The sequence below is a fragment of the Jiangella mangrovi genome (assembly GCF_014204975.1).
GTDB lineage: Bacteria > Actinomycetota > Actinomycetes > Jiangellales > Jiangellaceae > Jiangella > Jiangella mangrovi.
On record NZ_JACHMM010000001.1, the window covers coordinates 5647765 to 5672074 of the forward strand.

General features: G+C 71.7%; 23 protein-coding genes. 10 read left to right on the forward strand and 13 right to left on the reverse strand.

The window, feature by feature from the left end:
• Window positions 1-27: 27 nt before the first annotated feature.
• Genes HD601_RS26190 through HD601_RS26205 form a run of 4 tightly spaced genes read left to right on the forward strand, consistent with a single transcriptional unit; the run spans window position 28 to window position 4507 of the window.
• Window positions 28-1038, forward strand: coding sequence for an ABC transporter substrate-binding protein (locus tag HD601_RS26190; protein ID WP_184826939.1), 1011 nt, complete (start codon window positions 28-30; stop codon window positions 1036-1038).
• Between the two features lie 20 nt (window positions 1039-1058).
• Window positions 1059-3167: a Fe(3+)-hydroxamate ABC transporter permease FhuB gene (locus HD601_RS26195; RefSeq protein ID WP_221441316.1), complete on the forward strand. Its 2109-nt coding sequence runs from the start codon at window positions 1059-1061 to the stop codon at window positions 3165-3167.
• Window positions 3130-3570, forward strand: coding sequence for a nitroreductase family deazaflavin-dependent oxidoreductase (locus tag HD601_RS26200; protein WP_184826941.1), 441 nt, complete (start codon window positions 3130-3132; stop codon window positions 3568-3570). The genes HD601_RS26195 and HD601_RS26200 overlap by 38 nt, the downstream gene beginning before the upstream one ends.
• A 52-nt stretch (window positions 3571-3622) precedes the next feature.
• A complete protein-coding gene (locus tag HD601_RS26205; RefSeq protein ID WP_184826943.1) occupies window positions 3623-4507 on the forward strand; it encodes an SDR family oxidoreductase in 885 nt (294 codons plus the stop codon).
• Between the two features lie 9 nt (window positions 4508-4516).
• Here HD601_RS26205 and HD601_RS26210 read toward each other — a convergent pair whose 3' ends face one another.
• The 5 genes from HD601_RS26210 to HD601_RS26230 all read right to left on the reverse strand — a co-directional run bounded on the left by HD601_RS26210 (window position 4517) and on the right by HD601_RS26230 (window position 9012).
• Window positions 4517-5737 (reverse strand): WD40 repeat domain-containing protein, encoded by a 1221-nt coding sequence (locus HD601_RS26210; protein WP_184826945.1) that lies wholly within the window; start codon window positions 5735-5737, stop codon window positions 4517-4519.
• Complete coding sequence (locus HD601_RS26215) at window positions 5734-6258, reverse strand: SigE family RNA polymerase sigma factor (RefSeq protein WP_184826947.1); 525 nt, start codon at window positions 6256-6258, stop codon at window positions 5734-5736. The genes HD601_RS26210 and HD601_RS26215 overlap by 4 nt, the downstream gene beginning before the upstream one ends.
• A 61-nt stretch (window positions 6259-6319) precedes the next feature.
• Window positions 6320-6943 (reverse strand): PepSY domain-containing protein, encoded by a 624-nt coding sequence (locus HD601_RS26220; RefSeq protein WP_184826949.1) that lies wholly within the window; start codon window positions 6941-6943, stop codon window positions 6320-6322.
• Between the two features lie 73 nt (window positions 6944-7016).
• Window positions 7017-8324, reverse strand: a complete 1308-nt coding sequence (locus HD601_RS36040) for an ATP-binding protein (RefSeq protein WP_184826951.1) — start codon at window positions 8322-8324, stop codon at window positions 7017-7019.
• A 4-nt stretch (window positions 8325-8328) separates the two neighbouring features.
• Window positions 8329-9012, reverse strand: a complete 684-nt coding sequence (locus HD601_RS26230) for a response regulator transcription factor (RefSeq protein WP_184826953.1) — start codon at window positions 9010-9012, stop codon at window positions 8329-8331.
• A 162-nt stretch (window positions 9013-9174) separates the two neighbouring features.
• On the opposite strand from HD601_RS26230, the gene HD601_RS26235 reads away from it, so the two are divergent.
• Window positions 9175-9945, forward strand: coding sequence for a GntR family transcriptional regulator (locus tag HD601_RS26235; RefSeq protein WP_184826956.1), 771 nt, complete (start codon window positions 9175-9177; stop codon window positions 9943-9945).
• 7 nt (window positions 9946-9952) lie between these two features.
• Here HD601_RS26235 and HD601_RS26240 read toward each other — a convergent pair whose 3' ends face one another.
• The 5 genes from HD601_RS26240 to HD601_RS26260 are packed head-to-tail and all read right to left on the reverse strand — an operon-like array spanning window position 9953 to window position 16134.
• A complete protein-coding gene (locus tag HD601_RS26240) occupies window positions 9953-10852 on the reverse strand; it encodes a carbohydrate ABC transporter permease (protein WP_184826958.1) in 900 nt (299 codons plus the stop codon).
• Entirely contained in the window at window positions 10849-11769 is a 921-nt protein-coding gene (locus HD601_RS26245; RefSeq protein WP_184826960.1) for a carbohydrate ABC transporter permease, read from the reverse strand. Before HD601_RS26245 ends, HD601_RS26240 begins: the two co-directional genes overlap by 4 nt.
• On the reverse strand, window positions 11766-13019 hold the full coding sequence (locus HD601_RS26250; RefSeq protein WP_184826963.1) for an ABC transporter substrate-binding protein: 1254 nt from the start codon (window positions 13017-13019) through the stop codon (window positions 11766-11768). Before HD601_RS26250 ends, HD601_RS26245 begins: the two co-directional genes overlap by 4 nt.
• Window positions 13020-13030: 11 nt before the next feature.
• Entirely contained in the window at window positions 13031-15094 is a 2064-nt protein-coding gene (locus HD601_RS26255) for an outer membrane protein assembly factor BamB family protein (RefSeq protein WP_184826965.1), read from the reverse strand.
• A gap of 26 nt (window positions 15095-15120) precedes the next feature.
• On the reverse strand, window positions 15121-16134 hold the full coding sequence (locus HD601_RS26260; protein ID WP_184826967.1) for a hypothetical protein: 1014 nt from the start codon (window positions 16132-16134) through the stop codon (window positions 15121-15123).
• 238 nt (window positions 16135-16372) lie between these two features.
• On the opposite strand from HD601_RS26260, the gene HD601_RS26265 reads away from it, so the two are divergent.
• Together HD601_RS26265 and HD601_RS26270 are read left to right on the forward strand one after the other, a co-directional pair.
• A complete protein-coding gene (locus tag HD601_RS26265; RefSeq protein WP_184826969.1) occupies window positions 16373-16903 on the forward strand; it encodes a hypothetical protein in 531 nt (176 codons plus the stop codon).
• Between the two features lie 101 nt (window positions 16904-17004).
• The gene (locus tag HD601_RS26270) at window positions 17005-17454 is read left to right on the forward strand and encodes an SRPBCC family protein (protein ID WP_184826971.1); all 450 of its coding nucleotides are present in this window, start codon (window positions 17005-17007) and stop codon (window positions 17452-17454) included.
• A gap of 276 nt (window positions 17455-17730) precedes the next feature.
• Here the strand turns inward: HD601_RS26270 and lpdA are convergent, their stop codons facing one another.
• A complete protein-coding gene (gene lpdA, locus HD601_RS26275) occupies window positions 17731-19131 on the reverse strand; it encodes a dihydrolipoyl dehydrogenase (protein ID WP_184826973.1) in 1401 nt (466 codons plus the stop codon).
• An 85-nt stretch (window positions 19132-19216) separates the two neighbouring features.
• Here lpdA and HD601_RS26280 point away from each other — a divergent pair, with 85 nt between their 5' ends.
• Together HD601_RS26280 and HD601_RS26285 are read left to right on the forward strand one after the other, a co-directional pair.
• A complete protein-coding gene (locus tag HD601_RS26280) occupies window positions 19217-19471 on the forward strand; it encodes a hypothetical protein (protein WP_184826975.1) in 255 nt (84 codons plus the stop codon).
• Window positions 19468-21399: a hypothetical protein gene (locus HD601_RS26285; RefSeq protein WP_184826977.1), complete on the forward strand. Its 1932-nt coding sequence runs from the start codon at window positions 19468-19470 to the stop codon at window positions 21397-21399. The genes HD601_RS26280 and HD601_RS26285 overlap by 4 nt, the downstream gene beginning before the upstream one ends.
• A 6-nt stretch (window positions 21400-21405) precedes the next feature.
• Here the strand turns inward: HD601_RS26285 and nucS are convergent, their stop codons facing one another.
• The gene (gene nucS, locus HD601_RS26290; RefSeq protein ID WP_184826979.1) at window positions 21406-22110 is read right to left on the reverse strand and encodes an endonuclease NucS; all 705 of its coding nucleotides are present in this window, start codon (window positions 22108-22110) and stop codon (window positions 21406-21408) included.
• 185 nt (window positions 22111-22295) lie between these two features.
• Here nucS and HD601_RS26295 point away from each other — a divergent pair, with 185 nt between their 5' ends.
• A complete protein-coding gene (locus tag HD601_RS26295) occupies window positions 22296-22616 on the forward strand; it encodes a hypothetical protein (RefSeq protein WP_184826981.1) in 321 nt (106 codons plus the stop codon).
• A 20-nt stretch (window positions 22617-22636) separates the two neighbouring features.
• Here the strand turns inward: HD601_RS26295 and HD601_RS26300 are convergent, their stop codons facing one another.
• Complete coding sequence (locus tag HD601_RS26300; RefSeq protein ID WP_221441317.1) at window positions 22637-24295, reverse strand: alpha/beta fold hydrolase; 1659 nt, start codon at window positions 24293-24295, stop codon at window positions 22637-22639.
• Between the last annotated feature and the right edge of the window lie 15 nt (window positions 24296-24310).

Sequence of the window (24310 nt, forward strand, 5' to 3'; positions counted from 1 at the left end):
CCCATCACGATCATGAGGTACTCCACGATGAGAAGAGCGCGCGCCCTCGCGGGCCTGTCCGTCGCGTTCGTGCTGCTCGCGACCGCCTGCGGCACGACGGAGGATGCGTCCGGCGACGACCCCACCGAGGCGGCCGAGACCGGCGACACCACTGACGACGCCGCCTCCGGTCCCATCACCGTCACCGACTCCCGCGGCGTCGAGGTGACGCTCGACGAGCCCGCGGTCCGCGTCGCCGCGACCGAGTGGAACGCCGTCGAGAACCTCGTCTCGCTGGGGGTCATGCCGGTCGGCGTGTCCGACATCCAGGGCTACGAGAACTGGGTCAGCAGCGCGCCGCTCGACGACACCGTCACCGACATCGGCACCCGTGGCGAGCCGAGCATGGACACCCTCGCCACCCTCGACGTCGATCTCGTCATCGTCACCGACAGCCTGATCGAAGGCGCGATCGAACAGGTCGAGGCGACCACGCCGGTCGTCGTCATTCCGGGCGGCGACGTGGAGGACAACATCGCGCAGATGTTCGCGAACCTCGACCTCATCGCCGAGCTCACGGGCACCGAAGACCGCGCCCAAGGGCTGCGCGACCAGTTCGACGAGAAGATCGAGGAGGGCAGGGCCGCCGTCGAGGAGGCCGGCGCCACCGGCGACCCGGTCGCCTTCGCCGACGGCTGGGCCGACGCCGGCACCGTCAGCATCCGGCCGTTCGCCGAGGGCTCGCTGGTCTCCGACGTGTTCGCGGAGCTCGGCCTGGAGAACCCGTGGGGGCTGGAGGGCGACCCCGCCTACGGTCTCGCCCAGGCCGACGTCGAGGGCCTGACGGCGCTCCCGGCCGACACCCGCTTCTGGTACATGGCCAACGCCAACGACGGCGGGGACCCGTTCGCGGACATCCTGGCCGGCAACGCCATCTGGGACTCGCTGCCGTTCGTGCAGTCGGGCAACGTGGTCCGGTTCCCCGACTCGCTGTGGCAGTTCGGCGGCCCGACGTCGATGATGCAGTACGTCGACGCCGCCGTCGACGCCGTCGGCTGAGGCGGAAGGACCCACCTCCCGTGAAGTCCGGCCGGCTGGCCCTCGTCGCCGTCACGCTCGCGGTCCTGATCGCGGGCGTGTCGGTCGTCCACCTGACCCAGGGCACCGCCCAGGTCGGCGCGGGCGACGTGCTGCGGTGGGCCATCGGCCAGGGCGACGACGAGGCCGGCGCGGTCGTGCTGGCCTCACGGCTTCCCCGGCTGCTGGCGGCGGTCGTGGTCGGCGTGGCGCTGGGCGCGGCCGGCGCGACCATGCAGTCGGTGTCGCGCAACGTCATGGCCGCGCCCGACACCCTCGCCGTCAACGCCGGTGCGCACCTGGCGCTGGTGACGGCGGCGACGGTGGGGGTGTCGGCACCGCTGCTGGGCGCCGCCGGCATCGCCTTCGCCGGCGGTCTGGGCGCGGCGGCGCTGGTGCTGGCGCTGTCCGGCATGGGCGGCACCGGCGCGGTCCGGCTGGTGCTGGCCGGCACTGCCATCGCGCTGGCGTTCCAGTGCACGACCAGCGCCATGATCATCCTGTTCTCCGAGGAGACCCGCGGCCTGTTCGCCTGGGGCGAGGGGTCGCTGGGCCAGAACGGGCTCGACGGCGTCCGCACCCTCGCGCCGCTGGTCGCCGTCACGCTGGCCGCGCTGCTGCTGCTCGGCCGCAAGCTCGACCTCGTCTACCTCGGCGACGACCACGCCCGCATGCTCGGCGTCAACGTGCGCCGGGTCCGCGGCGGCGCCATCGTGCTCGCCGTCCTGCTGGCCGCGGGCGCCGTCACGCTGGCCGGACCCATCGGCTTCGTCGGCCTGGCCGCGCCCGCCGTCGTCCGGCTGGCCACCCCGTACGTGCCGGGCCTGCACAAGCACATCGCGCTGCTGCCGATCTCGGCGGCCATGGGCGTGTTCATGCTGCTGATCTCCGACGTCGGGCTGCGCGCCGCCATCGGGTCGCAGGGTGCACTCGAGGTGCCCACCGGCGTCATCACGACGATCGTCGGCGCGGTCTTCATCGTGGCGCTGGCACGCAGGATCCGTGGCGCGGACACCGTCGGCGAACCGCCGGCCGCGGGGGTGCGCGGCGGCGTGACCGGGCGGCGCTACGGCGTCGTCCTCGGCACCCTCATCGTCGTGACGGTGGCGGTCACCGCCGGCGCCACGCTGCTCGGCGACTCCGTGCTGCTCCTCGGCGACGTTGTCAACTGGCTGGGCGGGCAGGCCGGGCCGATCGTCAGCACCGTCATGGACACCCGGCTCCCCCGCGTCGCCGCCGGGCTGCTGGCCGGGGCGTCGCTGGCGCTGGCCGGCGCGCTCATCCAGGCCGTCGCCCGCAACCCGCTGGCCGAGCCCGGCATCATCGGCGTCGCCGGTGGCGCGGGCGTCGGCGCCATCACGATGATCACGCTGGTGCCCATGGCGGGCTTCTGGGCACTCGTCGGGGTCGCCGGCCTCGGCGCGGGGCTGGCCGCCGGGCTCGTGTTCGCGCTGGCCGCCAAGGGCGGGTTCGCCAGCGAGCGGCTGGTACTCATCGGCGTCGCGGTGTCGGCGGCCGCGCAGTCGCTCATCGTCGTGCTCATCACGCTCACCGACCCGTGGAACGAGGTCAAGGCGCTGACCTGGCTGGCCGGGTCGACGTACGGGCGCTCGTTCGAGCACCTGGTGCCGATGTCGCTGGCGATCCTCATCGCGATCCCGCTGCTCTTCGGCATGCGGCACACGCTGGACCTGCTCTCCGTCGACGACCACACGCCGCGGGTGCTCGGCGTCCACGTGCCGCACGCCCGCCTGATCCTGCTCGCCTGCGCCGTCGTGCTGACGGGGGCCGCCGTCGCCGGCGTCGGGGTCATCGTGTTCGTCGGGCTGGTCGCGCCGCACGCCGCCCGGGCGCTGGTCGGGCGCCGGCACTCACGAGTGCTGCCGGTGGCCGCGCTGCTCGGCGCGACCCTGGTCTGCGCCGCCGACGCCCTGGGCCGGACGGTGATCGCCCCGGCCCAGCTGCCGGCCGGTCTGGTCACCGCGATCATCGGCGCGCCGTACTTCGTATGGCTGCTCTACCGCACGCGCGTCCAGGGGAATACGGCACCGCGGCGGCTGAGTTTCCGTCGACATGCCCCTCACCGGAGAGTACGAACCGAGCACGTCTGACTGGGCCCGCAAGCAGGCGGAGAAGTACGAGGAGTCCGGCGGCACGTCGGCCCTCACCCTGCGAGGCCGGCCGGTCATCGTGCTGACGTCGGTCGGCGCCAGGACCGGCAAGCTGCGCAAGACCGCCCTCATGCGCGTCGAGCACGACGGTGAGTACGCGGTGGTCGCCTCGCTCGGCGGCGCGCCGAAGCACCCCGTCTGGTACCACAACCTCAAGGCCAACCCGCACGTCGAGCTGCAGGACGCCACCGCCAGGCACGACTACCTCGCCCGCGAGGTCACCGGCGAGGAGCGCGAGCTCTGGTGGAAGCGCGCCGTCGACGCCTGGCCCGACTACGCGAACTACCAGACCAAGACCACCCGCGTGCTCCCCGTCTTCGTGCTGACCCGCCTGGTCGACTGACGGTCGGCCGACGACGGCGTTTGTCTGACGGTCGGGCGGGTAGAGGCCGCGCATGACGACGCACGCCAGCGATCAGGCCGCCCGCCCGACCTCCTTCCCGCGCCAGCAGCAGGAGCCGCCCGGCACCACGACGGCCATGGACCCGGCGCCGGACCACGGTGAGGCGACGTACCAGGGCTCCGGGAAGCTGACGGGGCTGCGCGCCCTCATCACCGGCGGCGACTCCGGCATCGGCCGCGCCGTCGCCCTGGCGTTCGCCCGCGAGGGCGCCGACGTCGCCATCACGTACCTGCCCGAGGAGCAGGCCGACGCCGACGCCACCATGGGGCACGTCGCCGACGCCGGCCGCCGCGGCCTCGCCTACGCCGCGGACCTGCGCTCGCACGACGTCTGCGTCGAGGTCGTCACCCGGGCCGTCGCCGAGCTGGGCGGGCTGGACGTCCTGGTCAATAACGCCGGCTTCCAGATGGCCCGCGACGGCGGCATCGAGAGCATCGACCCCGAGCGGCTGGACCGGGTCATGAAGACCAACCTCTACGCGCTGTTCTGGATGACACAGGAGGCGGTCAAGCACCTGAAGCGCGGCGGCTGCATCATCAACAACTCCTCGATCCAGGCCTACGACCCGTCGGTGTCGCTGCTCGACTACGCCAGCACGAAGGCCGCGATCAACAACGCCACCGTCAACCTCGCCGCCGAGCTGGGGCCGCGCGGCATCCGCGTCAACGCCGTCGCGCCCGGACCCATCTGGACGCCACTGCAGCCGGCCACCCAGCCGCCCGAGAAGGTGGAGAAGTTCGGCCAGGACACCCCGCTCGGCCGGGCCGGCCAGCCCGCCGAGGTGGCGCCGGCGTTCGTGTTCCTCGCCTCCCCGCGGGACGCGAGCTACGTCTCCGGCACCGTCCTCGGCGTCACCGGCGGCAAGCCGGTGTTCTGACCGCTTCGGCTAGAGCACGCCGCCGAGGACGTACGGCATCGACCCGTCGATGGCCTCCATGTGCACGAGCGGGGCGGCCACCTCGCACTGCCCGTCGAGTCCGCAGCGCAGCACCACGATCGACGTCTGGCTGGGCCACACCTCGAGGACGAGGCCGCCGTCCGGCTCCCAGGCCACGCGACTCGCGTCCACTCCCTCGAACCGCACCTGCACGTCGCCGGTGCGCGCGTCGGCGACAGTCACGCCCGCCCGGCCGCTCGTGGACCGGAACGCCACGAAGCGGCTGTCGGGCGAGAACGACCGCGGGCCGACGTAGCCGCCCTCAGCGGTCCACAGCTGCTCACCGGTCGCTGTGTCGATGACGACCGAGCCTTCCGAGGTGGAACCTCGTGAGACGGCTGGCTCCCAACCGGCGGCGGCGAGCGCCCCGTCGGGCGAGACGGCGGAGGTCCCGGGCGGCCCGGCCCAGGGACCGACGGTCCCCGCGTCCAGGTCCCAGACCCCACTGGACTGCGACCTCACGCTGTCCAGGAGGACCCGGTCCCCGCCGAGGAAGCCCTTCACGATGCCGACGTCGGCGTCCGCCCCGGAGCGCACCAGCTCGTGTACCACCTCGCCGCTCGACACGTCGGTGACGTACAGGGTGGTCGGGCCCGAGCCCGGCTGAGCCCAGGCCAGGTACGCACCGTCCGGCGACGCGGCCATGCCGCCCACGCCGTCGGCACTCAGGACGGTGCGGACACCGGTCGCGTCCACGAGCGACAGCTCCACGGCGGTGCGTTCGGCGTTGACCGCGAGGAGGGCGATCCTGCCGCCGGCCACCGCCTCGATGGAGTACACACCGCCCTGAGGACCGTCGTACGGCACCGCGGTTCCGCCGGCGCGCAGTTCGCCGTTCGCGTACCACTCCACGTCCGGTTCGGGGCCCTCCGGAAGGGTGGCGACGTCGATGGTGACCGTGCCGACGGGCGTCGGCGCGACCGGGGGCGGCGTCTCGTCGGCCGCTGGGTCCGCGGACCCCAGGCTCGGCCGGTCGAGCGCCAGCGGGTCGGCGACGACGAACAATGTCCCGGCGGCGACGGCGACCGCGGTGCCGCCCGACGCGACCAGCCGCACCCTGGTTCGCCGTCGGCGCGCCTCGCGGAGGACGACGTCGGCCAGGCCGGTCCGGGGTGGGACGCGGGCGGCGAGATCGTCGAGTGTGTCGCGCACCTGGTCTTCGAGTGTCATGCCGAGGCCTCCTCGGGAGTGGGCGGGACGGTACCGGCGGCCAGCTCCGGGGCGAGGGCACGCACCCGGGCCAGCGACCGTGCGGTCTGGCTGCGGACCGTGCCGACGGAGCAGCCGAGGATCTCGGCGACCTCGCGCTCGGGCAGGTCCTCGTAGTAGCGCAGCACCAGGACGGCCCGCTGCCGCGGCGTCAGCCGGAGCAGTGCCTGGCGCAGGTCCAGCCGATGCGGAACGTCGTCGGCCGCATCGGTGACTGGGCGGTCGGGCAGGACGGCGACGGAGTCCTCGCGGACGGCCTTGCGCCGTCGCCAGCGGCCGGCGAAGTCGTGGTACATCGTCCGGCGGACGTAGGCCTCTGGGTTGTCGACCTTGTGCCAGCGGCGCACCAGCTTGACCAGCGCGCCCTGGACGAGGTCCTCGGCCGTGTGCGGGTCGCCGGTCAGGGCGTAGGCGGAACGACGCAGCGCCGGCGATCGGGACTCGACGAACTCCCGGAACTCGCTCTCTGCACGGGTGTCCATCCGATCCCTCTCGTCGGCGCTGCTTCCTCACTCACAGACGCACGAGGCCGGACTCACTATGTCAGTCGTCGTCGTGGTCATCGTCCGAGCCGTGACCGCTGTTGTCGTCGCGGTCGTCGTGGTCGTCGTCGTGCCGGTCGTCGTCGTGCCGGTCGTCGTCGTGCTTGTCGTCGTCGCGGTCATCACGGTCGTCGCGGTCGTGGTCGCGGTCGTCGTCGACGTCGACGCGGGTGATCTCGCCGCTCATCGCGTCCACGCGGACGTCGTGCTCGACGCCGTCGAGGTGGATCTCGACCTTCCACTCCAGCCGGCCGTGCTCCCACTCGCGCTCGACCTCGGTGACGGTGCCGCCGCCGACGTGGGCGAGGGCGATCTGCTCGGCCTCGCCGCTGCCCATGCCCTCGTCCGGAATCGGCGCCGCGCTGGGCGAGTCGCTCGGAGACGGCGACGCGCTCGGGCTGTCGTCGGGCGACGGTGCGTCCGACGGCGACGGCGAGTCGTCCGGCGAGTCGTCGGGCAGCAGATCGCTCTGCGACGGGTTGTCGTCCGGCGTGGGCGACGAGGTGATCGAGGACTGCGGGGCCTGGCCGCCGTCGTCGGAGGTCGTGACGGCGTACGCGACGCCGCCGGTGACGAGCAGTGCGGCCGCGGCGGCCGCGGCGGAGACGAGACGGTTGCGGTTCATGGTGGCTTCCTTCCTGACTGGTGCGTTGCCACCACGTTCCCGCCGGCCGCCCTAGCGCCGCGCTGGGCGACGGTTAAGGCGCGGCTAAGGCCGAACCGGCCGGTCCGCCGAGGTCGACGACGACGGTGAGCCCGCCGCCCGCCGGGGTCTGCAGGTCGACGCCTCCGCCGGACTGCTCGGCCGTCCGACGGACGATGTCGAGCCCCAGCCCGCTGGACCCGGAGCCACTGACCCCACGACGCAGCGCCCCCGTGTGCTGGCCGTCCGCCAGGCCCGGGCCCTGGTCGGCGACGACCAGCCGGGCGCCCCCGCCGGGCCGCGGCTCCAGCCGGACGGTGAACGCCGTCCCGTGCGGGGTGTGGGCGAAGACGTTGCCGAGCAGCGCGTCGACGCACGCCTCCAGATCGCCACGGGCGAGCGCGACCGGCAGCGGGCCGGGCGCGACGTCGACCGTCAGCTCGCGGTCGGTGTCCTCGGCGAGCACCGCCCAGAACGCGACCCGCTCGCGGACCGCGTCGGCGGCGTCGGCCGACACCCGCTCGGGGACGGCGCCACGCCGTCGCGCCTGCTGGATGACGTCGGTGACGGCGCGGTCGACGGCGTCGACCCCGGCGACGATCCGCTCGGACTGCTCACCGCCGGGCAGCGCCTCGGCGTCCATGCGCAGCGTCGTCAGCGGCGTGCGGACCCGGTGCGAGAGGTCGGCGATGGTCTCGCGCTCCTCGCGCAGCAGGTCGGTGATCCGCCCGGCCAGCCCGTTGAGCGCCGTCGCGACGACGCCCAGCTCGCCCGGCGCCGACGTGTCCGCGCGGGCGTCGAGCTCGCCGCGGCCGAGCCGATGCGAGACCGCCGCCAGATCCGTCGCCCCCCGCACCAGGCGCCGGCCGAGCCGGTCCGCCACCACGAGGCTGACCAGCAGCAACGCCACACCCAGCCCGGCCAGCAGCAGCCAGGCCCGGGCGACGCCCCGGGCGAGCTGCTCGTCCGGGACGAAGGTGCGGATGACGCCGGCGCTGTTCGCGGACTCACCGACCGCGAAGACGATCTCGCGACCGCCGTCGACCTCGGCGGACGCGCTGGATCCCCGCTCGCCCAGCTCGACCAGCGGGGACCGGTCCGCGTCAGCGCCGAGTCGCTCGCCGCCGGGCAGGAACACCGTCACCTCCGACGCGGAGTTGGCGTCGAGCTGGGCGACCGCGAGCGCGAGCGTCGCCTGGTCCGTCGTCGCGACCAGCGACGTCAGGGCCTGCGCCTCGACGGTGGCCGCCTGCACCGCGCGGTCGGCGGCGACGTCGCGGACCAGCAGCGCGAGCGGCAGCAGGAACGCGACCAGGACGAGCGTCGTCGTGGCGGCGACGAGGACGAGCAGCCTGCGGCGCACGCGCTCACGCCTCCGGCGCGGTCAGACGCACCCCGACGCCGCGGACTGCGTGCAGGTAGCGCGGCTGCTGCGCGGTCTCGCCGAGCTTGCGGCGCAGCCAGGACAGGTGCACGTCGACGGTCTTGTCGGCGCCGCCGTACGGCAGCTGCCAGACCTCGGTCAGCAGCTCGCGCTTGCCGACGACCTCGCCGGCCCGCGCGGCCAGGTAGTGCAGCAGGTCGAACTCGCGCGGCGTGAGGTCCAGCGCGTCGTCGTCGAGCGTGGCCTGGCGCGAGCGCGGGTCGATGCGCAGGCCGCCGACGGTGACCGCCTGGTCGCGCTGATCCTCGCCGCCGCGCCTGAGCACGGCGCGGATCCGCGCGTCGAGCTGGGCGACGCCGAACGGCTTGGTCACGTAGTCGTCGGCGCCGGCATCGAGGACGGCGACGACCTCGGTCTCGTCGTCGCGCGCGGTGGCGACGATGACCGGCACGTCGCTGACGCCGCGGAGCATGCGCAGCATGGCGGTGCCGTCGAGGTCCGGCAGCCCCAGATCGAGCACGACGACGTCCGGGCGCTCGCCGACCGCCTGCTCGAGTCCCGCCATGGCCGTCGGCGCCGACCGGACCGCGTGCCCGCGCTCGGTCAGCCCGCGGATCAGCGCGGACCTGATGGTCGCGTCGTCCTCGACGACGAGTACCTGTGCCATGCGGTCGAGGGTACGGGTTGGGGGCCGGGACGCCGGGCCACCGTCGCACCTCGCCGCGCGGGCTATACTGGTCTATACCGAATGTCGGCGTTCTCACGGACCCCGATCGCGGCCCGTTCCTCACTAGGATGGCCATGGCCCGACCACCGAGGGAGTCGACGAATGCCGAGGCGGCGCCATCAGCCCGCGGATGCCACGGCCGGCGTGTTCGTGGCCGACGACACCCGCCCCAAGGGTGAGCACATCAAGGACGTGCTCACCTCGCTGGTGCGTGAGTCCAAGGACGGCTCGCTCCTTCCGTCCGAACGGGTGCTATCGGAGCGGTTCGGCGTCGCGCGCATGACGGTCCGCGGCGTCATCAACGAGCTCGAGTCGCAGGGCCTCGTGCGCCGGGTCGGCGGCCGGGGGACGTTCGTGCAGCACCCGACCCTCACGCACTCCGAGATCTTCCGCTCGTTCACCGAGGACATGCGCAACCGGGGCATGACGCCGAGCTCGCAGCGCTACCGGGCCCGCACCCGGCCGGCACCCCGCGACGTCGCCACCCAGCTCGGCATCGAGCCGGGCGACCCCGTGCACTCCATCGAGCGCGTCCGCACCGCCGACGGCGTCCCCATGGCGCTCGAGAGCACCAACCTGTCCGCGCGGCGGTTCCCGAACCTGCTCGCCGTCATGGCCAAGGACGCGTCGCTGTACGAGGTCCTGACCCGCGTCTTCAAGGTGCGGTTCGAGTCCGCCGAGCAGACCGTCTCGATCGCCCGGCTCAGTCCGGTCCAGGCCGGCCGGCTCGACGTCCCCGCCTACGAACCCGCCTTCGCCGTCGAGCGCCGCGCCGTCGACAACATGGGCAACGTCGTGGAGTTCGGCCGGTCCCTGTACCGCGGCGACCGGTACTCCATCCAGATGCACGTCAGCCGCCCCTCGAGCTCCTGAGTGCGGCTCACCCCTTCTGGCCGGTCATGGTGACGCCCTCGGTGAAGTAGCGCTGGCCGACGAGGTAGGCCATGAAGATCGGCACGAAGGCCACCACCGAACCGGCCAGCACGACGCTGAGCGGCACCTGCTCGGCGTTGAGCGAGGCGAGCCCGGTGGTCAGCGTCCGCATCTCCTGGCTCTGGCCGACGACCAGCGGCCAGAGGAAGTCGTTCCAATGCCAGAGGAAGACGAAGACGCCGAGCGTCGCCAGGATCGGCTTGATGAGCGGCAGCACGATCGACCGGTAGATGCGCCACTCCGAGCAGCCGTCGATGGTCGCCGCCTCGAACAGCGAGTCGGGCAGCGAGCGGACGAACTGCCGGATGAGGAAGACGGCCTGCGCGTTGGCCAGCGTCGGCAGGATCAGGCCCCAGTACGTGTCGACGCCGCCCGCCTGGGACACGATGACGAACGTCGGGATCAGCGTCACCTGGTACGGGACCATCAGCATCGCGACGAACGACCAGAACATGACCTCCTTGCCCGGGAAGCGCTTCTTCGCGAACGCGTACCCGGCCAGCGAGGCGAGGAAGAGCACCCCGACCACGGACACCACCGCGTAGACGAGCGTGTTCAGCGCCCATCGCAGCACGTCGCGGGCCCCGAGGATCTGGTCGAAGGCCTCGGTGGTGAGCCCGGTGGGCGCGAGGCTCCCGGGGAACGTGACGGGACCGATCGGCTTCAGCGACAGGACGACCATCACGTAGAAGGGGAAGAGCGTGACGATCGCGGCGAGCAGCAGCAGGGCGGCGCGCAGGACCCGCCCGGTGCGGCTGGGGCGGAAGGTCCCGTAGGCGCGGCGCCGGCTCCGCGACGGGTCTCCGCCGGCGGCGGCCCGGGCCTTCTCCGCAACGGTCGTGCTCATCGGTCCCTCCCCACGGTGAGGCGCTGGATGACGGCGACGACCATCGTCATGACGAAGAGGGCGACGCCGATCGCGCTGGCGTAGCCGAAGTCGAAGTACCGGAACGCCTGGTCGTAGATCTGGAAGACGACCATGTAGCTCGCGTTGGCCGGGCCGCCTCCGGTCATGACGTAGACGGTGTCGAAGACCTGGAACGACACCGTCGTCTCGATGACGGCCAGGAAGAACAGCGCCGGACGCAGCTCCGGCAGCACGATGTGGCGGAACCGCTGCCAGGCGTTGGCGCCGTCGGTCAGCGCCGCCTCCTCGAGCTCGCGCGGGATGTCCTGCAGCCGCGCGAGCAGGATCAGCATGCCGTAGCCGAACCGCGTCCAGACGGCGACGACGACGAGCGCGGGGATCACCAGCGTCGTGTCCGACAGCCACGCCTGGCCGGGCAGCCCGATCGCTCCCATCACCGACGACCAGGGTCCGCCGGCCGAGAAGATCCAGGTGAACAGGATGCCGGCGAGGACCAGGCTGGTCACGACCGGCAGGAAGAAGATCGACCGGAACAGCTTGACCCCGCGGAACGCCCGGCGCACGAGCAGCGCCATCGCCAGGGCGGCCAGGATCGACAGCGGCACCGCGAGCACCGAGTACAGCAGCGTCGTGCGCAGCGCCCGCCAGAACAGCGGGTCCTCGGTCATCCGCCGGAAGTTGTCCAGCCCGGTCCAGCTGGTGTCGGCCCCGGGCTGGTAGTCGGTGAACCCCAGCAGAGCGCCGGCGATCGCCGGCCCGAACCGGAAGGCGACGAAGAACAGCAGGACCGGCAGGACGAACAGCAGCCCGATGGAGGCCTCCCGCCGGCGCGTCGCCCGGCGGGAGGCCGGACGAGGCGCCGTGCGGGAGGCCGACGCGGTTCCGCTCACGGTCATCCGAGCAGCGGCTGCGCCGCCTCGGCGGCGTCGTCCAGAGCCTGCTGCGGCTCCTTCTCGCCGATGAGGACGCTCTGGATCTCCGGCGCCAGGACACCCATGACCTCGCGCGCGGACTCGACGAGTGGGCCGACGGTCGCGAGGCCGGTGTACTTCTCCGACTCGCCGAAGATCGGGTCGCCCTCGTACAGCGCCCCGACCGACTCCTTGGTGGTGAAGAAGCTCCCCTCCGTGTCGTACTCGGCGGCGCTCTCGGCGCCCGTCGCGAACTCGATCCAGGCCCCGGCGGCGTCCTTGTCCTCGGCGCTCGAGAGCATCGACAGCGAGCCGACCGTGCCGTAGGCGACCTGCTCGCTCTCAGTGAGCGGCGGCAGGACCACCGTGTTCTCCTCGCCCCAGAACGCGGTGAGATGCTGCGGCTCGACGTGCATGGTGCACGCGACGCGGCCCTGCGCGAACTGCGTCTGCTCGATCGGCGGCTCGGTGATCAGCCGGTCCTCGGGCACGAAGCCGTTCTCGACCAGCTGCTGCACGAACTCCAGCGCCCGCACGCCCTCGTCGCTGTTGAAGGCGACCTCGGTGCCGTCGTCGTTGTAGACGTCGCCGCCGGCCTGCCAGAGCAGCGGGTAGAAGGAGAGGTTGAGCGAGCCCGCTACGTCGCCGCCGTAGGTGGTGACGTAGTAGCCCGCGTCCTTGAACGTGGGCCCGAGCTCGAGGATGTCGTCCCACGTCGACGGGTACTCGGTGACGCCGACGGCGTCGAACACCTGCTTGTTGCAGACGAGCGGGATGACCGAGGACAGGATGGGGGCACCCATCATCTGCCCGTCGATGCTCACCGACTCGACGGCGTTGTCCAGGTAGTCGTCCTTGGCCTCGTCACTGAGGTAGTCGTCGACCGGCTCGAGGTTGCGGGCATAGCCCGGCAGCTGGTCCGGGATCAGGTAGACGACGTCGGGGGCGCTGTTGCCGGCGATGGCCGTGGTCAGCGCCTGATCGCGCTCGGCCCACGGGAAGATCTCGACCGACACGTCGACGTCCGGGAACTCCTCGGCGAACGCCGCGACCTTCTCGTCCCAGAACGCCTGATGCGTCGCGTCGTCGGCGATGACGGGGTAGATCCACATCGACACCGACCCCGACACCGTGCCGTCGTCGGCGGCGTCGTCGGAGTCGTCGCCACCGCAGGCGGCGAGCAGCGCCGTGGACAACCCGATGGCGGTCGCGGCGACGATCTTTCGGCCTCTCATGGAGCTTCCTTTCATGGGTACCAGAGACTCTCGACCAGGCGGTTGTTGCCTTGGAGGAAGTACTTCGGACCGACGCCGGTGGGCGACGTGGCGAACAGGCTCGGCTGTGCCCGCACCCCCGGCGCCGTGTTGACCAGCGTGTCGGGGTCGATGCGCACGAACCGGCTCGCGACGGTGCCGTAGAGGAAGCCGTCGTGCGGATCGAAGACGAGGTTGACCGCGCGTGGCTGGAACCCGACCGTCGGCGGCCAGTCGTACGCGACGTACTCGGCCGACCGGGTCACCTGGCGGGTGGCCAGGTCGAGCTCGAAGCCCTTGCCGGCGGTCAGGCCGAACAGCCGGCCCTGGTCGTCGAACGCGAGCCCGTTGACGCCGTGCTCACCGGGCATCGGGACGGTGTCCCAGAGCTTCTCGCCCGTCGCCGCGTCCAGCGCGAACACCCGTCCGTCCTGCTTCGACGGGCAGCAGCCCAGCGACCCGCCGTAGACCACGCCGTCGCGGTAGGTCAGCGCGCTGATCTCCTGCGGTCCGGCGATCCCCTTGAAGACGCGATGCGTGCCGTCCTCGGGGTCGTAGAGGGTGAGCGCCCCCTCGGTCTCGCTGTTCTTCGGCGACGTGCCGATGGCCAGGTAGTCGCCCGCGGACACCAGCGTCCACGGCCGTTCCTGTCCGTACTCCTTGATGTCGAACACCAGCTTCGGGTTGGTGTCGCCGAACGGCAGCGCCGGGTCGTAGGCGTAGATCTCGGCGTTCGGGTAGACACCCAGGTAGAGGATGCCGTCGTGCGTGGCCATGCCCTCGATCTGGTGGTGGAACTCGTACACCGACCACTCGGCGGTGTCCGGGTCCCACGCCACCAGGCCGCCGGAGAAGTAGCCGCCACCGTAGACCCGGTCGTCCGGGCCGACGGCGAGTGAGCGGGGCGCGGTCGGTGTGCCGGTCAGCCCGTCGACGGGGCCGATGGAACCCTCGCCGGTCACGACGTCGTACTGGAAGATCACGCCGGTGGGCTGTCCGCCGACGATCATCTCGTGGCCGGTGGCGGGGTCGACCACCCGCTCGATGCCCTTGGCCGCACCGAGCCCGCCGAGGTCGGCGTTGCCCACGAACCCGGTCGGCCGGAACCGCCCGCCGTGCGGCTGGTACGCCGTCAGCTCGCCGCCACGCACCATGTACACCTCGCCGTTGCGGGCCGCGCTCGTCACCGACTGGCCCGCGTACGCGCCCAGGCTGCCGTGCCGGCTCCACTGCTGGCGCCCGACGTCGTAGACCCAGCCGACCGCCGGCTTGACGCCGCCGGCGAACAGCACGTAGAGGTAACCGCCCGCGTCGTCGAGCTGATAGGTGTACTTGTCGCCGGACACCCCCGGCGGCAGGGGGATCTCCGTCTTGGCACCCGACACCGGGTCGACGCGGTAGAACGCGGTGAACGGCCCGACCCCCACGTAGAGCTGCCCGTCGACGTACTCGACCGAGCGGACGTAGGTGTAGCGGTCGCCGAACGTGCCGTAGTCGCGGTATTGCCGGGTATCGGGGTCCCAGCTCACGAGGTGCGCGGGCGGCAGCCCACCCGTCGCGTACCCGTGATAGGTGCCGATGTAGTACGTCCCGTTCTCGTCGGTGTCGCCCTCCCAGAGGAAGCTCACATCGGGGAGCGGACGGCCCAGGTTCTCGATGTCGGCGCTGCCCCACGGCAGCCGGAACAGGTCGCCGTTGACGCTGGTGGCGACGTACACGTCACCGTTGTCGGCGACGGACACCCCCCACGCCCCCGATGCGTTCTCCATGGGGAACTTGCGCACCACCGTGCGGGTGAACGGGTCGATCTCGGCCAGGTAGGCCGGCACGCCGGCGGCGGGCAGGCCCGTGACGGCGAGCCAGGTCCGGTACGTACCGTCGGGCATGCGCGCCGTCTCGCCGCCCGACGTGGTGGTCGCGGTCAGCGGCACGGCGCCGCGGTCGGTGTACTGCGGATAGGTGGGCTCGGCGGTCGCTGCTGCTGCTGGTGTCAGCGCGAGGGCGGCGATCATCGCCGAGACGACCAGTAGCCATGAGATGCGTCTGCGTTGGGGCATGTGCATGCAACCTTCCTCTGCGGCGATCACGACGGCAGGACGAACGCGTGGCTCATGTCGGAGTCGTGCGTGCTGCTCGAGCCACGGGTGTCGGGGAGATCGAGCGCCGTGCCCTGGATGCCCGCCGTCTGGCCGCCCAGCCATTCGGCCTTGACGTAGGCGTTGAACCGCGGGATGCAGCCCGGCGCGTCGCTGACCGCGAAGTCGGCCTTGTTCAGCGGCACGTACTTGTGGTGCACCCAGTAGGGCACGTCGTGCGTGACCTGGACACTGCTGTCGGTCCTGCACAGCGTGCCGTCCGACTTCCACTGGTTGATGAACAGCGTGAACTTCACGAGCGTGGTGTCGTACTTGTCGCACGGCGTGCTCGGGTAGCAGACCATCAGCTCGGCATCGGCCACGACGTTCAGGTTCGTGACGCTGGACGGCATGGTGAAGTAGTCGAGCGCGGGCAGCCGTACCACCGGGTTGGCGGCGTTGATGCCGTGCACGCCCGCGCTGACGCTGTCCTGCACCGGCTCGCCGTCGAGCGCGTCGTTGACGACCGACGTGTCGGCGAACTGCAGGTACCCGCTCACGAGGTCGTACGTCGCGTCGGTGTTGCTCAGCGAGTTGCCGCGGACGTTGGCGGTGCAGGTGACCGTGCCGGCGACCCCCGGGTGGACGAGGAACCGGGTGTAGAGGGTCACGTCCTGGTTCGAGCCGGAGGTCCGGTCGTACACGTTCTGGCCGATGACCATGTTCTTGCTCCAGCCCCCCGGACCGGAGCAGACGACCTCGTTGTCGAACAGGCTGCGGATGGTCGCATTGTTCACGCGCATCTTCGCGACGACGTAGGCGGTCTGCGACGCCGTCATGTCCAGCGAGATGGTGCCCACCGGCGTCACGTTCTGGTCGACCCCGCCGCCTACGGGAAGCCCCGGGGCGAGGATCGTGCGCGGCGCGAAGGACACGAAGGTCGCCGACTGTGCGGCGACGGGATGCGGCAGGCCGGCGGCGAGGGCGAGCACGGCCGCCGCGGCCAACGTGCGGATCTTCATGACGGCCTCCAACGGGGGTATGGATTCCGGTCTAGACCGCTAAGCTAGACTCAGACCGGCCGACCTGGCAAGGACTTGGAGGGCCGCCCGACAGAGACGCCGACTCGGATCACGGACGCGCGGGGTCGCCGCCCGGCGACCGCGGTGAACGCTGTCCCGACGGCCGATCACGACGCCCTGACCAGGTGCTATCTCAGCCTTAGGAGTCCGTTAACCGGGCGCCGGGCAGACTGGGGGCATGGCGAAGTCGAGGATCGTGCGGATCGGCACCGTGGCGCTGCTGTGGCTTGCGGCCGCCGCCGGCGCGACGGCGGTCGGCATCACCGCGGTCGGGATGATCGGCAGCGACATCTTCGGCTCCAGCCAGGACCCGCTCACCGCCGCCGAGGTCGAGCAGCGCCTGTCGACGCCGTCCGCCGCCGCTCGGACTGAAGCGCCGTCGGAGACGCCATCGGAGACGCCGTCGGACTCACCGCCGGTGACGCCGTCGACGACACCGTCGCCGGCCCCGGTCGAGCCCCCGGCACCCCAGCCGCAGAGCATCGCCGCCGACGGCGCCGGCACCGTCATCGCCCAGTGCAACGCCGACGGCACCGTGACCGTCGTGGCCGCCACCCCCGCCCAGGGCTACGAGGTCGACAGCGACGACGACGAACGCGACGACCATCCGCAGATCAAGTTCGAGAGCGACGACCTCGAGGTCGAGGTCCGGCTCCGCTGCATCGACGGCGTCGTCACCCCCGAGATCGAGCAGAAGACCGACGACTGACCCGGCCGCTCCACTCTGCGCAACCTACGGTTGCTTTTATCCTCCGAGTCGTTCTACAGTGATACGCAACTAAAGGTTGCTTGTAGTTCTCTGGAGGAACAATGGTCGACATCCTGCACCGCATCGGCGCCGAGTCCGCCACCGTGGACGACGCCTACGCGGCCCTGACCACGATCGACGGACTGGCCGGCTGGTGGACCGAGGACACCACCGCCGTCGCCGACGACGTGATCCGCTTTCGCTTCACCCTGCCCCAGGGCGAGGACGGGTTCGACATGAAGGTCCTCGAGACCGAGCCGGGGAAGCTCGTGCACTGGGAGGTCGTCAAGGGTCCCGAGGAGTGGCTCGGCACGCATATCCGATTCGAGCTCGCCCAGGAGGGCGACTGGGCGATCGTGATGTTCCGGCACGAGGGCTGGAAGGAGCCGGTGCCGTTCATGCACCACTGCAGCACCAAGTGGGCCACGTTCCTGGTGAGCCTCAAGGAGCTGCTCGAGACCGGCAAGGGCTCCCCCAACCCGAACGATCTCCTCATCAGCGACTGGCACTGACGACCCATCCCAGACGCCGCAACACCTACGCGCCCAGGCGCTGCGATGCGCCACGCCGCGGGTACGTGAACTGATGATCATCCAGGATCGGTGGTGTCATGACCCCACCGATCCTGGATGATCACGAACGAGCCGCGACTGCAGCCGCCTGATGCCTGACGCCGCCGACGGGGCGCGGGGCGGTGGGCCTCTTCTTCAAGGGCGGGCCGAGAGTGCCCCGATGTGCCCTCAGAGAGGGCATGTCCACCCATGTGCGCTGATCAGCGAGCTGCGAACTCACATGTTGATCATGTGGCCGGAGATGCCGTGTACCGCTTCCTTGACCGCCTCGGAGAGCGTCGGGTGGGCGTGGATGTTGCGGCTGACCTCGTCGGCCGTCAGGTCCCAGAGCTGAGCGAGCGTCAGCTCGGGCAGCATCTCCGTCACGTCCGGCCCGATCAGGTGGGCCCCCAACAGCTCGTTGTGCTCGGCGTCGGCGACGATCTTGACGAAGCCGACGGGGTCGCCGAGGCCGTGGGCCTTGCCGTTGGCCATGAACGGGAACTTCGAGACCTTGACCTCGTGGCCGAGCTTGCGGGCCTGCTCCTCGGTGTAGCCGAAGCTGGCCACCTGGGGCTGGCAGTAGGTGGCCCGCGGGATCATGTCGTAGTCGATGGCCATGGTCTCGGCGCCCGCGATGGTCTCGGCGGCGACGATGGCCATGGCCTCGGCCGCGTGGGCCAGCAGGAGCTTGCCGGTGACGTCGCCGATGGCGAAGATGCTGGGGACGTTCGTGCGCAGGTACTCGTCGACCTCGATGGCGCCGCGTGCGGTCAGCCGGACGCCGGTCTTGTCGAGGCCGTATCCGTCGACGCGGGGGGCGAAGCCGATGGCCTGGAGGACCTTGTCGGCCTCGAGGACCTCCTGCTTGTCACCGGAGGTCACGGTGACGCGGACCACGTCGCCGGAGTCGTCGATGGCGTCGACCCGGGTGGAGGTGCGGACGTCGACACCCAGCTTCTTGTACTGGCGGGCGAGCTCCTTGGAGACCTCGGGGTCCTCGAGCGGGAGCATGCGCTCGAGGTACTCGACCATGGTGACCTGGACGCCGTAGTTGGCCATGACGTAGCCGAACTCGACGCCGATGGCGCCGGCGCCCGCGATGATGATGCTCCGCGGCAGCTCGCTCTCGAGGATCTGCTCCTCGTACGTGACGACGCGCTCGCTCAGCTCGGTGCCGGGCAGCAGGCGGGTCGTCGCGCCGGCGGCGACGATGCAGTGCTCGAACGTCACCGTCTCGCTGCCGCCGTCGTTCAGCCGGACGTCGAGGGTGTTCGCGTCGGTGAAGGTGCCCCAACCGTCGAACTCGGTGACCTTGTTCTTCTTCATGAGGTAGTGCACGCCCTTGACGCGGCCGTCGGCCACGGTGCGGCTGCGCTGGTACGCCTTCGAGTAGTCGGCCTTGACCTCGCCCTCGAAGACCAGCCCGAACGTGTCGGCCTCGTTCTTGACGATGTGGGCCAGCTCGGCGTTGCGCAGCAGCGCCTTGCTGGGGATGCAGCCCACGTTGAGGCAGACGCCGCCCCAGTACTTGGACTCCACGACGGCGACGGACTTGCCCAGCTGGGCGGCGCGGACGGCCGCGGTGTACCCGCCGGGGCCGGCGCCCAGGACGACGACATCGAAGTGCGCACTCATGATGGACAGCCTAGATGGCCCGCTCGGCTGCGATGACACAGTCATGAAGCCGATGTGAATCCACCTCGGTGTTCAGTGCCTGGTTGTGAACGACACCACGCGCGCCGACCTCGAGCGGCTGCAGATCCAGGTCGGGAGGATCATCGACGACCTCAAGGCCGCCCTCGACGCACCGCTGTCGATCATGGCGTCCGGCGAGGCGTGGACCGGCACCCGGGCCGACGGCTTCGGCACGTCGATGGAGATCCACAAGGGCATCCTGCAGCGCGGCGCCGACACCATCGACGGCGACATCGACGCCGCGGTGACCGCCGCCCCGGCCGAGGAGCCGCCGGCATGAGCTTCTCCTCGGTCTCGGTGACCGGCCTCGAGGACCTCGTGGCCAAGCTGCAGATCGCCCACCGCGAGATCGACGACTTCCTCGGGCAGACGGCGGAGCGCTCGGTCCGCGCCGACATGCGCACGCTCGGCCTGTCGTCGACCGGCTTCCAGGACCTCGAGGTCGTCCAGGAGTGGGTCGGCACCGCGCTGCAGGAGAGCCAGCGCCGCCTCGGCCTGGCCCGGGCGATGCAGAGCCAGCAGCAGCCCGGCGCGCCGATGGTCCAGGTCGACGAGGACCTGATGGTGCTGGACCCCGCGCTCGCCGAGCGGCAGGGCCGCGACCTCGCGATCCAGTTCAAGGACGCGGGCGGGGTCGACGGCGACATCTCCGGCCTGATGGAGGACTTCGCGGAGATCGCGCACGACCCGGACGCGATGGCCGGCTTCTACGCCGAGCTCGGACCGGAGATGGCGGCCCGGCTCGCCGCGGCCATGGGCATGCCGGAGGCCGGCGTCGGCGAGAACGCGCAGCAGTATCTCGAGCTGCTCAGCGTCGGCCTCGGCACGGCGCTCATGGACGAGACGCCGCCCGACGGCCTGAGCGAGCTGACCGCCGGGTTCGGTCAGGCGACCGACGATCCGCAGGTCGCATGGGGCCGGCTGGCGCTGCTGCAGTACGGCGACTTCTCCGGCTCGCAGCCGTTCGTGGAGCAGACGGTGAACGGGACGGCACTCGACGCCTTCTCCGCCGAGGACTGGGCCGACCCCAGCAACATCTCCGCCCAGTCGCTCGGCGACGGCGACACCGCCGTCGGGCTGACAGGCGACATCGCGGCGCTCGCCTTCGGCACGCTCAGCCGCTACCCCACGCTGGCCACGAAGGTGCTGACCGAGCAGGACATCTCCGCCAAGGAGATGACGCACCGGGTCTACGCGGCCGCCGGCGACCCCGCCCAGCGCGCCGACCTGGCCGACACGTTCGGCCTGGCCATCGAGGCCGGCACCGGCTCGCAGGGCGACCCGCCGAACACCGAGCACACGCCGGAGCAGGCGGCGCTGGCGTTCGAGTTCATCACCGGCTCGGCCGACCACGAGGAGATCCCGCCGACGATCAAGGGCACCACAGCCCGGGTCGCCGCCGCCTACGTCGACGAGATGCTGGCCGGTTCCTACATCGACGGCGGCGAGATGATGGGCGACCGCGGCTCGTCGATGACCGACGTCCCACAGGACTTCCCGCAGGGCACCGGGCTGAGCCCGGACTTCTACCTCAGCCCGCGCGCCGTCTACCGGTTCCTCGGCGGCTTCCAGGACCAGCTCGAGTACTCCGCGCCGTTCGACGAGGCCATGGGCGTGTACATGGACCAGCAGCTCGGTGGTGCGATCCGGGCCGACCCGGCGAACGGCGGCGGCGAGCGGTACCAGTCGCTGCTGTCGCTGTTCGGTTCGCTCGGCGCCCTGCACTACGAGGCCCGGCGCGAGTTCGCCGAGGACTTCGACGCCCAGGAGCAGGCCCGGAAGCAGGCCTTGTCCACTTACGTCTCCGACGGGCTCGGGCTGATCCCGGGCATGCCGCACCTGACGTGGTGGGCCGTTCAGAAGGGGATCAACCTCGGCCTCGGCGCCTGGCAGGCCGACTCCGACAGCGAGGAGGCCAAGATCCAGGCCGAGCAGCGGCAGGCCAACGACCTGCGCTGGTACGCCAGCGTTCAGCAGTTGGTCGACAACGGGGTGCTGACACCGGAGCAGGTGAAGGAGGCGCCGTCGTCGCTGCTGGAGAACGGGCGGCTCCGGCCCATCGAGGACATCTTCGCCGACGACGCCACCCGCAAGGACTTCTACGAGTGGGTCAACGGGGTGCCCGCGCTCAACGGCCCCGCCGATGCCGGCAACGAGTCGTGGAACAGCGGCTACCAGGGCGCCGAGAACTTCTTGGGCGCCACCTGACGGCGCTCAGAACAGGCGCGTGGTGGGGTCGTCGACGCCGCGGAGGGCGTCGTAGTCGACGGTGACGCAGGTGATGCCGCGGTCGACGGCGAGCGTGCGGGCCTGCGGCTTGATCTCCTGCGCCGCGAACACGCCACGCACCGGCGCCAGCAGCGGGTCGCGGTTGAGCAGGTCGAGGTAGCGCGTGAGCTGCTCGACGCCGTCGATCTCGCCCCGCCGCTTCACCTCGACGGCGACGGCGGCCCCTTCGCCGTCGCGGCACAGCAGGTCGACAGGGCCGATGGGCGTCGGGTACTCGCGGCGCACCAGCCGCCAGCCCGCGCCGAACGTCTCGACCTGCTCGGCCAGCAGCACCTGCAGGTGCGCCTCGACGCCGTCCTTGACCAGCCCCGGGTCGACGCCGAGGTCGTGCGAGGAGTCGTGCAGGACCTCGTGCAGGCTGATGACCAGGCGGTCGTCGGTCTTGCCGTTCTGGACCGTCCAGACCGCGGTGACGCCGTCGGCCACCTCGCCGTCGGCCGGCGTTCCCGGGTCGCCCACCGTCAGCGTGCACGGCGGGCTCATCCAGTTCAGCGGCTTGTACGAGCCGCCGTCGGAGTGCACGAGCACACTGCCGTCGGCCTTCACCATGATGACGCGGGTGGCGAGCGGGAGGTGGGCGGTCAGCCGGCCTGCGTAGTCGACCTGGCAACGGGCGATGACGATCCTCACCGCCCGAACTCTAGACGGCGACGGCGTGTGGTCCGATCCCGAACTCGGGATCGATGCTTGTTGATCATGGAGAAGGTCTGGTCTCCAGGCGCTCGGAAGGCGACCTTCTCCATGGTCAACATTCGGCGGCCGACGGAACGGGCGTAGCGTGCGGAACACACGCACCCGACGCGCGGGGGGCGACCATGAATCGGATAGCGCTGATCGCGCTGGGGCTCGTCCTGCTGGCCGTCGTCGGCCTGGGCGGGGTGGCGCTGCAGCGGCAGGGCGAGCGGATCGACGAGCTCGAGGCGACCGTCGGGGAGCTGCAGGCGCTGACGGCGGCCGCCGCGGCCCGGCGCGACGTCGACGACGCGACGCGGCTGGAGGAGATCGAGGCGCAGCTCGGCTTCGATGCCCCGGACTGGCCGGCGGAGAACTTCGCCGAGCGGATCACGCAGCTCGAGTGGGACCTCGCCCTGATCTGCGGCTACCTGCACCGCACCGGTGCGGAGGTCCTGTGCTGACGCTGCCCGCCGCGACGGGGTCAGCTGCCGGTCAGTGCCGCCTCCAGTGAGGCCCGTTCGGTCCGGAACCAGGCCTGGCTGCGCCGGATCAGGTCGCCGGCGCCGTCGGCCCACATGCGCGCCCAGCCGCCGCCGTCGGTCTCGGCGCGGTACTTCATGGCGTGCCAGGCACGGGTGAACCGGCGGTCGGCGACGTCGAGCAGTTCCCCCCGCTGCCGCGAGTCCAGCCCGTAGGCGTCGGCGAAGATCCGCATCCGCCGGCCCGCGTCGGCGTCGCGCAGGGCGGGGTCGCGGTCGGCGGGGGCGGTGAGCGGCGCCCAGTACCGCAGCGTCGTGACGACGTCGAGCACCCGGGTCGTCGGTCCGGCGAGGTCGAAGTCGATGATCCCGACCGGCCGGCCGTCGACGAAGATCGTGTTCTCGAAGGTGATGTCGTTGTGCCCGACGATGTCGGCGTCGCCGGGCCCGAACAGGGACGGCACGCCGGGCAGCTCGAGCGGCGGCGGCCAGCTCACGCCGTCGGGCAGCGAGACGTCTGCGGAGCGGTCGTGCAGCCGGCGCTGGATGACGGCGATCTCGCGCAGCGCGTCCTCCGTGACCGCCCACGGCGCGAGCGGCCGGCCGCCCATCTCGCCGTCGAGGAAGGTGAGGATCTCGCGGCCGCGGTCGTCGAGGCCGAGGAAGCGGGGCGCGTGCTCGAACCCGGCGCGCTCGAGATGCCGTAGGTAGGCGTGGACGGCGGCAGCTCCCTCGACCGGGTGGCGGCGGACGGTCGCGCCCACCCGCACGACGCCCTCGCTGACGTCGCCGCCGAGCAGCGGGACCTCGACGACCTCGTCCAGGAAGGCGTCGACGGCAGCCCGGAACGAGGCCGGCTGCTCGACCCACGGGTAGTGCCCGCAGTCGTCGACGACGGCGACCCGGCCGGCCGGGAACAGCCCGGCCAGCGCGACGACGGGCGCCAGGCCGGTCATCGCGTCGTCGGCGCCGGCGACCACGAGGACGGGCGCGGCCACGGCACGCACGCGGTCCGCGAGATCTGCGGGCGGGTCGACGCTGAAGTAGGCGCGGTTCGCGGGCAGGCCGTACCGGCCGACGCTCGCGTGCTCGCGCTCGGCCGGGCCCCAGTGCGCGTAGCTGGACGGCGCGACCCGGCGCTGCCAGTCGTTGAAGCCCTCGTCGTCGAGGACGTCGGGCCCGGCGGCCAGCGCCGCCCACGCCTCGGCGAACGCGGGCTCCGTCGTGCCGAGGCGCCCGGCGATCTGCTCCGCGTCCGGTGCGGCGTCGACGAGGTGGACGGACGGCGGTGTGACCAGCACGAGCGCGGCCACCCGGTCCGGGTGCCGCACGGCGTACGCGACGGCGAGCCGGGTGCCGGCCGAGTGCCCGGCGACGATCAGGCGGTCCTGCCCGAGGTGCCGTCGCAGCGCCTCGAGGTCGTCCGCCTGCCGCCAGTACGAGCCCGCTTCCGGCTCCACCGGCGCCGGTGACGAGCCGATGCCGCGCAGGTGCGGGACCACCAGGGGATGCCGCTCGGCCAGCCCGGCCAGATCGCCCAGGTAGACGGGGTGCCGCGCCGCCCCTCCCGCCAGGACGACGACCGGTGGGCCGACGGCGTCCGGTCCGGCCAGTTCCTCGTAGTGCAGGGGCGTGTCGTCGTCGGCGCGGTAGGTCGGCACCCCACGACGCTACCC

Excerpts from the sequence above, each read along its gene's own strand:
- HD601_RS26210 (WP_184826945.1), bottom strand. The coding sequence starts at position 5,737 with ATGACACTCGAAGACCAGGTGCGCGACACACTCGACGATCTCGCCGCC.
- HD601_RS26200 (WP_184826941.1), top strand. The coding sequence starts at position 3,130 with ATGCCCCTCACCGGAGAGTACGAACCGAGCACGTCTGACTGGGCCCGC.
- HD601_RS26295 (WP_184826981.1), top strand. The coding sequence starts at position 22,296 with ATGAATCGGATAGCGCTGATCGCGCTGGGGCTCGTCCTGCTGGCCGTC.
- HD601_RS26265 (WP_184826969.1), top strand. The coding sequence starts at position 16,373 with ATGGCGAAGTCGAGGATCGTGCGGATCGGCACCGTGGCGCTGCTGTGG.
- HD601_RS26240 (WP_184826958.1), bottom strand. The coding sequence starts at position 10,852 with ATGAGCACGACCGTTGCGGAGAAGGCCCGGGCCGCCGCCGGCGGAGAC.
- HD601_RS26245 (WP_184826960.1), bottom strand. The coding sequence starts at position 11,769 with ATGACCGTGAGCGGAACCGCGTCGGCCTCCCGCACGGCGCCTCGTCCG.
- HD601_RS26230 (WP_184826953.1), bottom strand. The coding sequence starts at position 9,012 with ATGGCACAGGTACTCGTCGTCGAGGACGACGCGACCATCAGGTCCGCG.
- HD601_RS26235 (WP_184826956.1), top strand. The coding sequence starts at position 9,175 with ATGCCGAGGCGGCGCCATCAGCCCGCGGATGCCACGGCCGGCGTGTTC.
- HD601_RS26270 (WP_184826971.1), top strand. The coding sequence starts at position 17,005 with ATGGTCGACATCCTGCACCGCATCGGCGCCGAGTCCGCCACCGTGGAC.
- HD601_RS26190 (WP_184826939.1), top strand. The coding sequence starts at position 28 with ATGAGAAGAGCGCGCGCCCTCGCGGGCCTGTCCGTCGCGTTCGTGCTG.
- HD601_RS26260 (WP_184826967.1), bottom strand. The coding sequence starts at position 16,134 with ATGAAGATCCGCACGTTGGCCGCGGCGGCCGTGCTCGCCCTCGCCGCC.
- HD601_RS26285 (WP_184826977.1), top strand. The coding sequence starts at position 19,468 with ATGAGCTTCTCCTCGGTCTCGGTGACCGGCCTCGAGGACCTCGTGGCC.
- HD601_RS26250 (WP_184826963.1), bottom strand. The coding sequence starts at position 13,019 with ATGAGAGGCCGAAAGATCGTCGCCGCGACCGCCATCGGGTTGTCCACG.
- HD601_RS26255 (WP_184826965.1), bottom strand. The coding sequence starts at position 15,094 with ATGCCCCAACGCAGACGCATCTCATGGCTACTGGTCGTCTCGGCGATG.
- HD601_RS26215 (WP_184826947.1), bottom strand. The coding sequence starts at position 6,258 with ATGGACACCCGTGCAGAGAGCGAGTTCCGGGAGTTCGTCGAGTCCCGA.
- HD601_RS26220 (WP_184826949.1), bottom strand. The coding sequence starts at position 6,943 with ATGAACCGCAACCGTCTCGTCTCCGCCGCGGCCGCCGCGGCCGCACTG.
- lpdA (WP_184826973.1), bottom strand. The coding sequence starts at position 19,131 with ATGAGTGCGCACTTCGATGTCGTCGTCCTGGGCGCCGGCCCCGGCGGG.
- HD601_RS26205 (WP_184826943.1), top strand. The coding sequence starts at position 3,623 with ATGACGACGCACGCCAGCGATCAGGCCGCCCGCCCGACCTCCTTCCCG.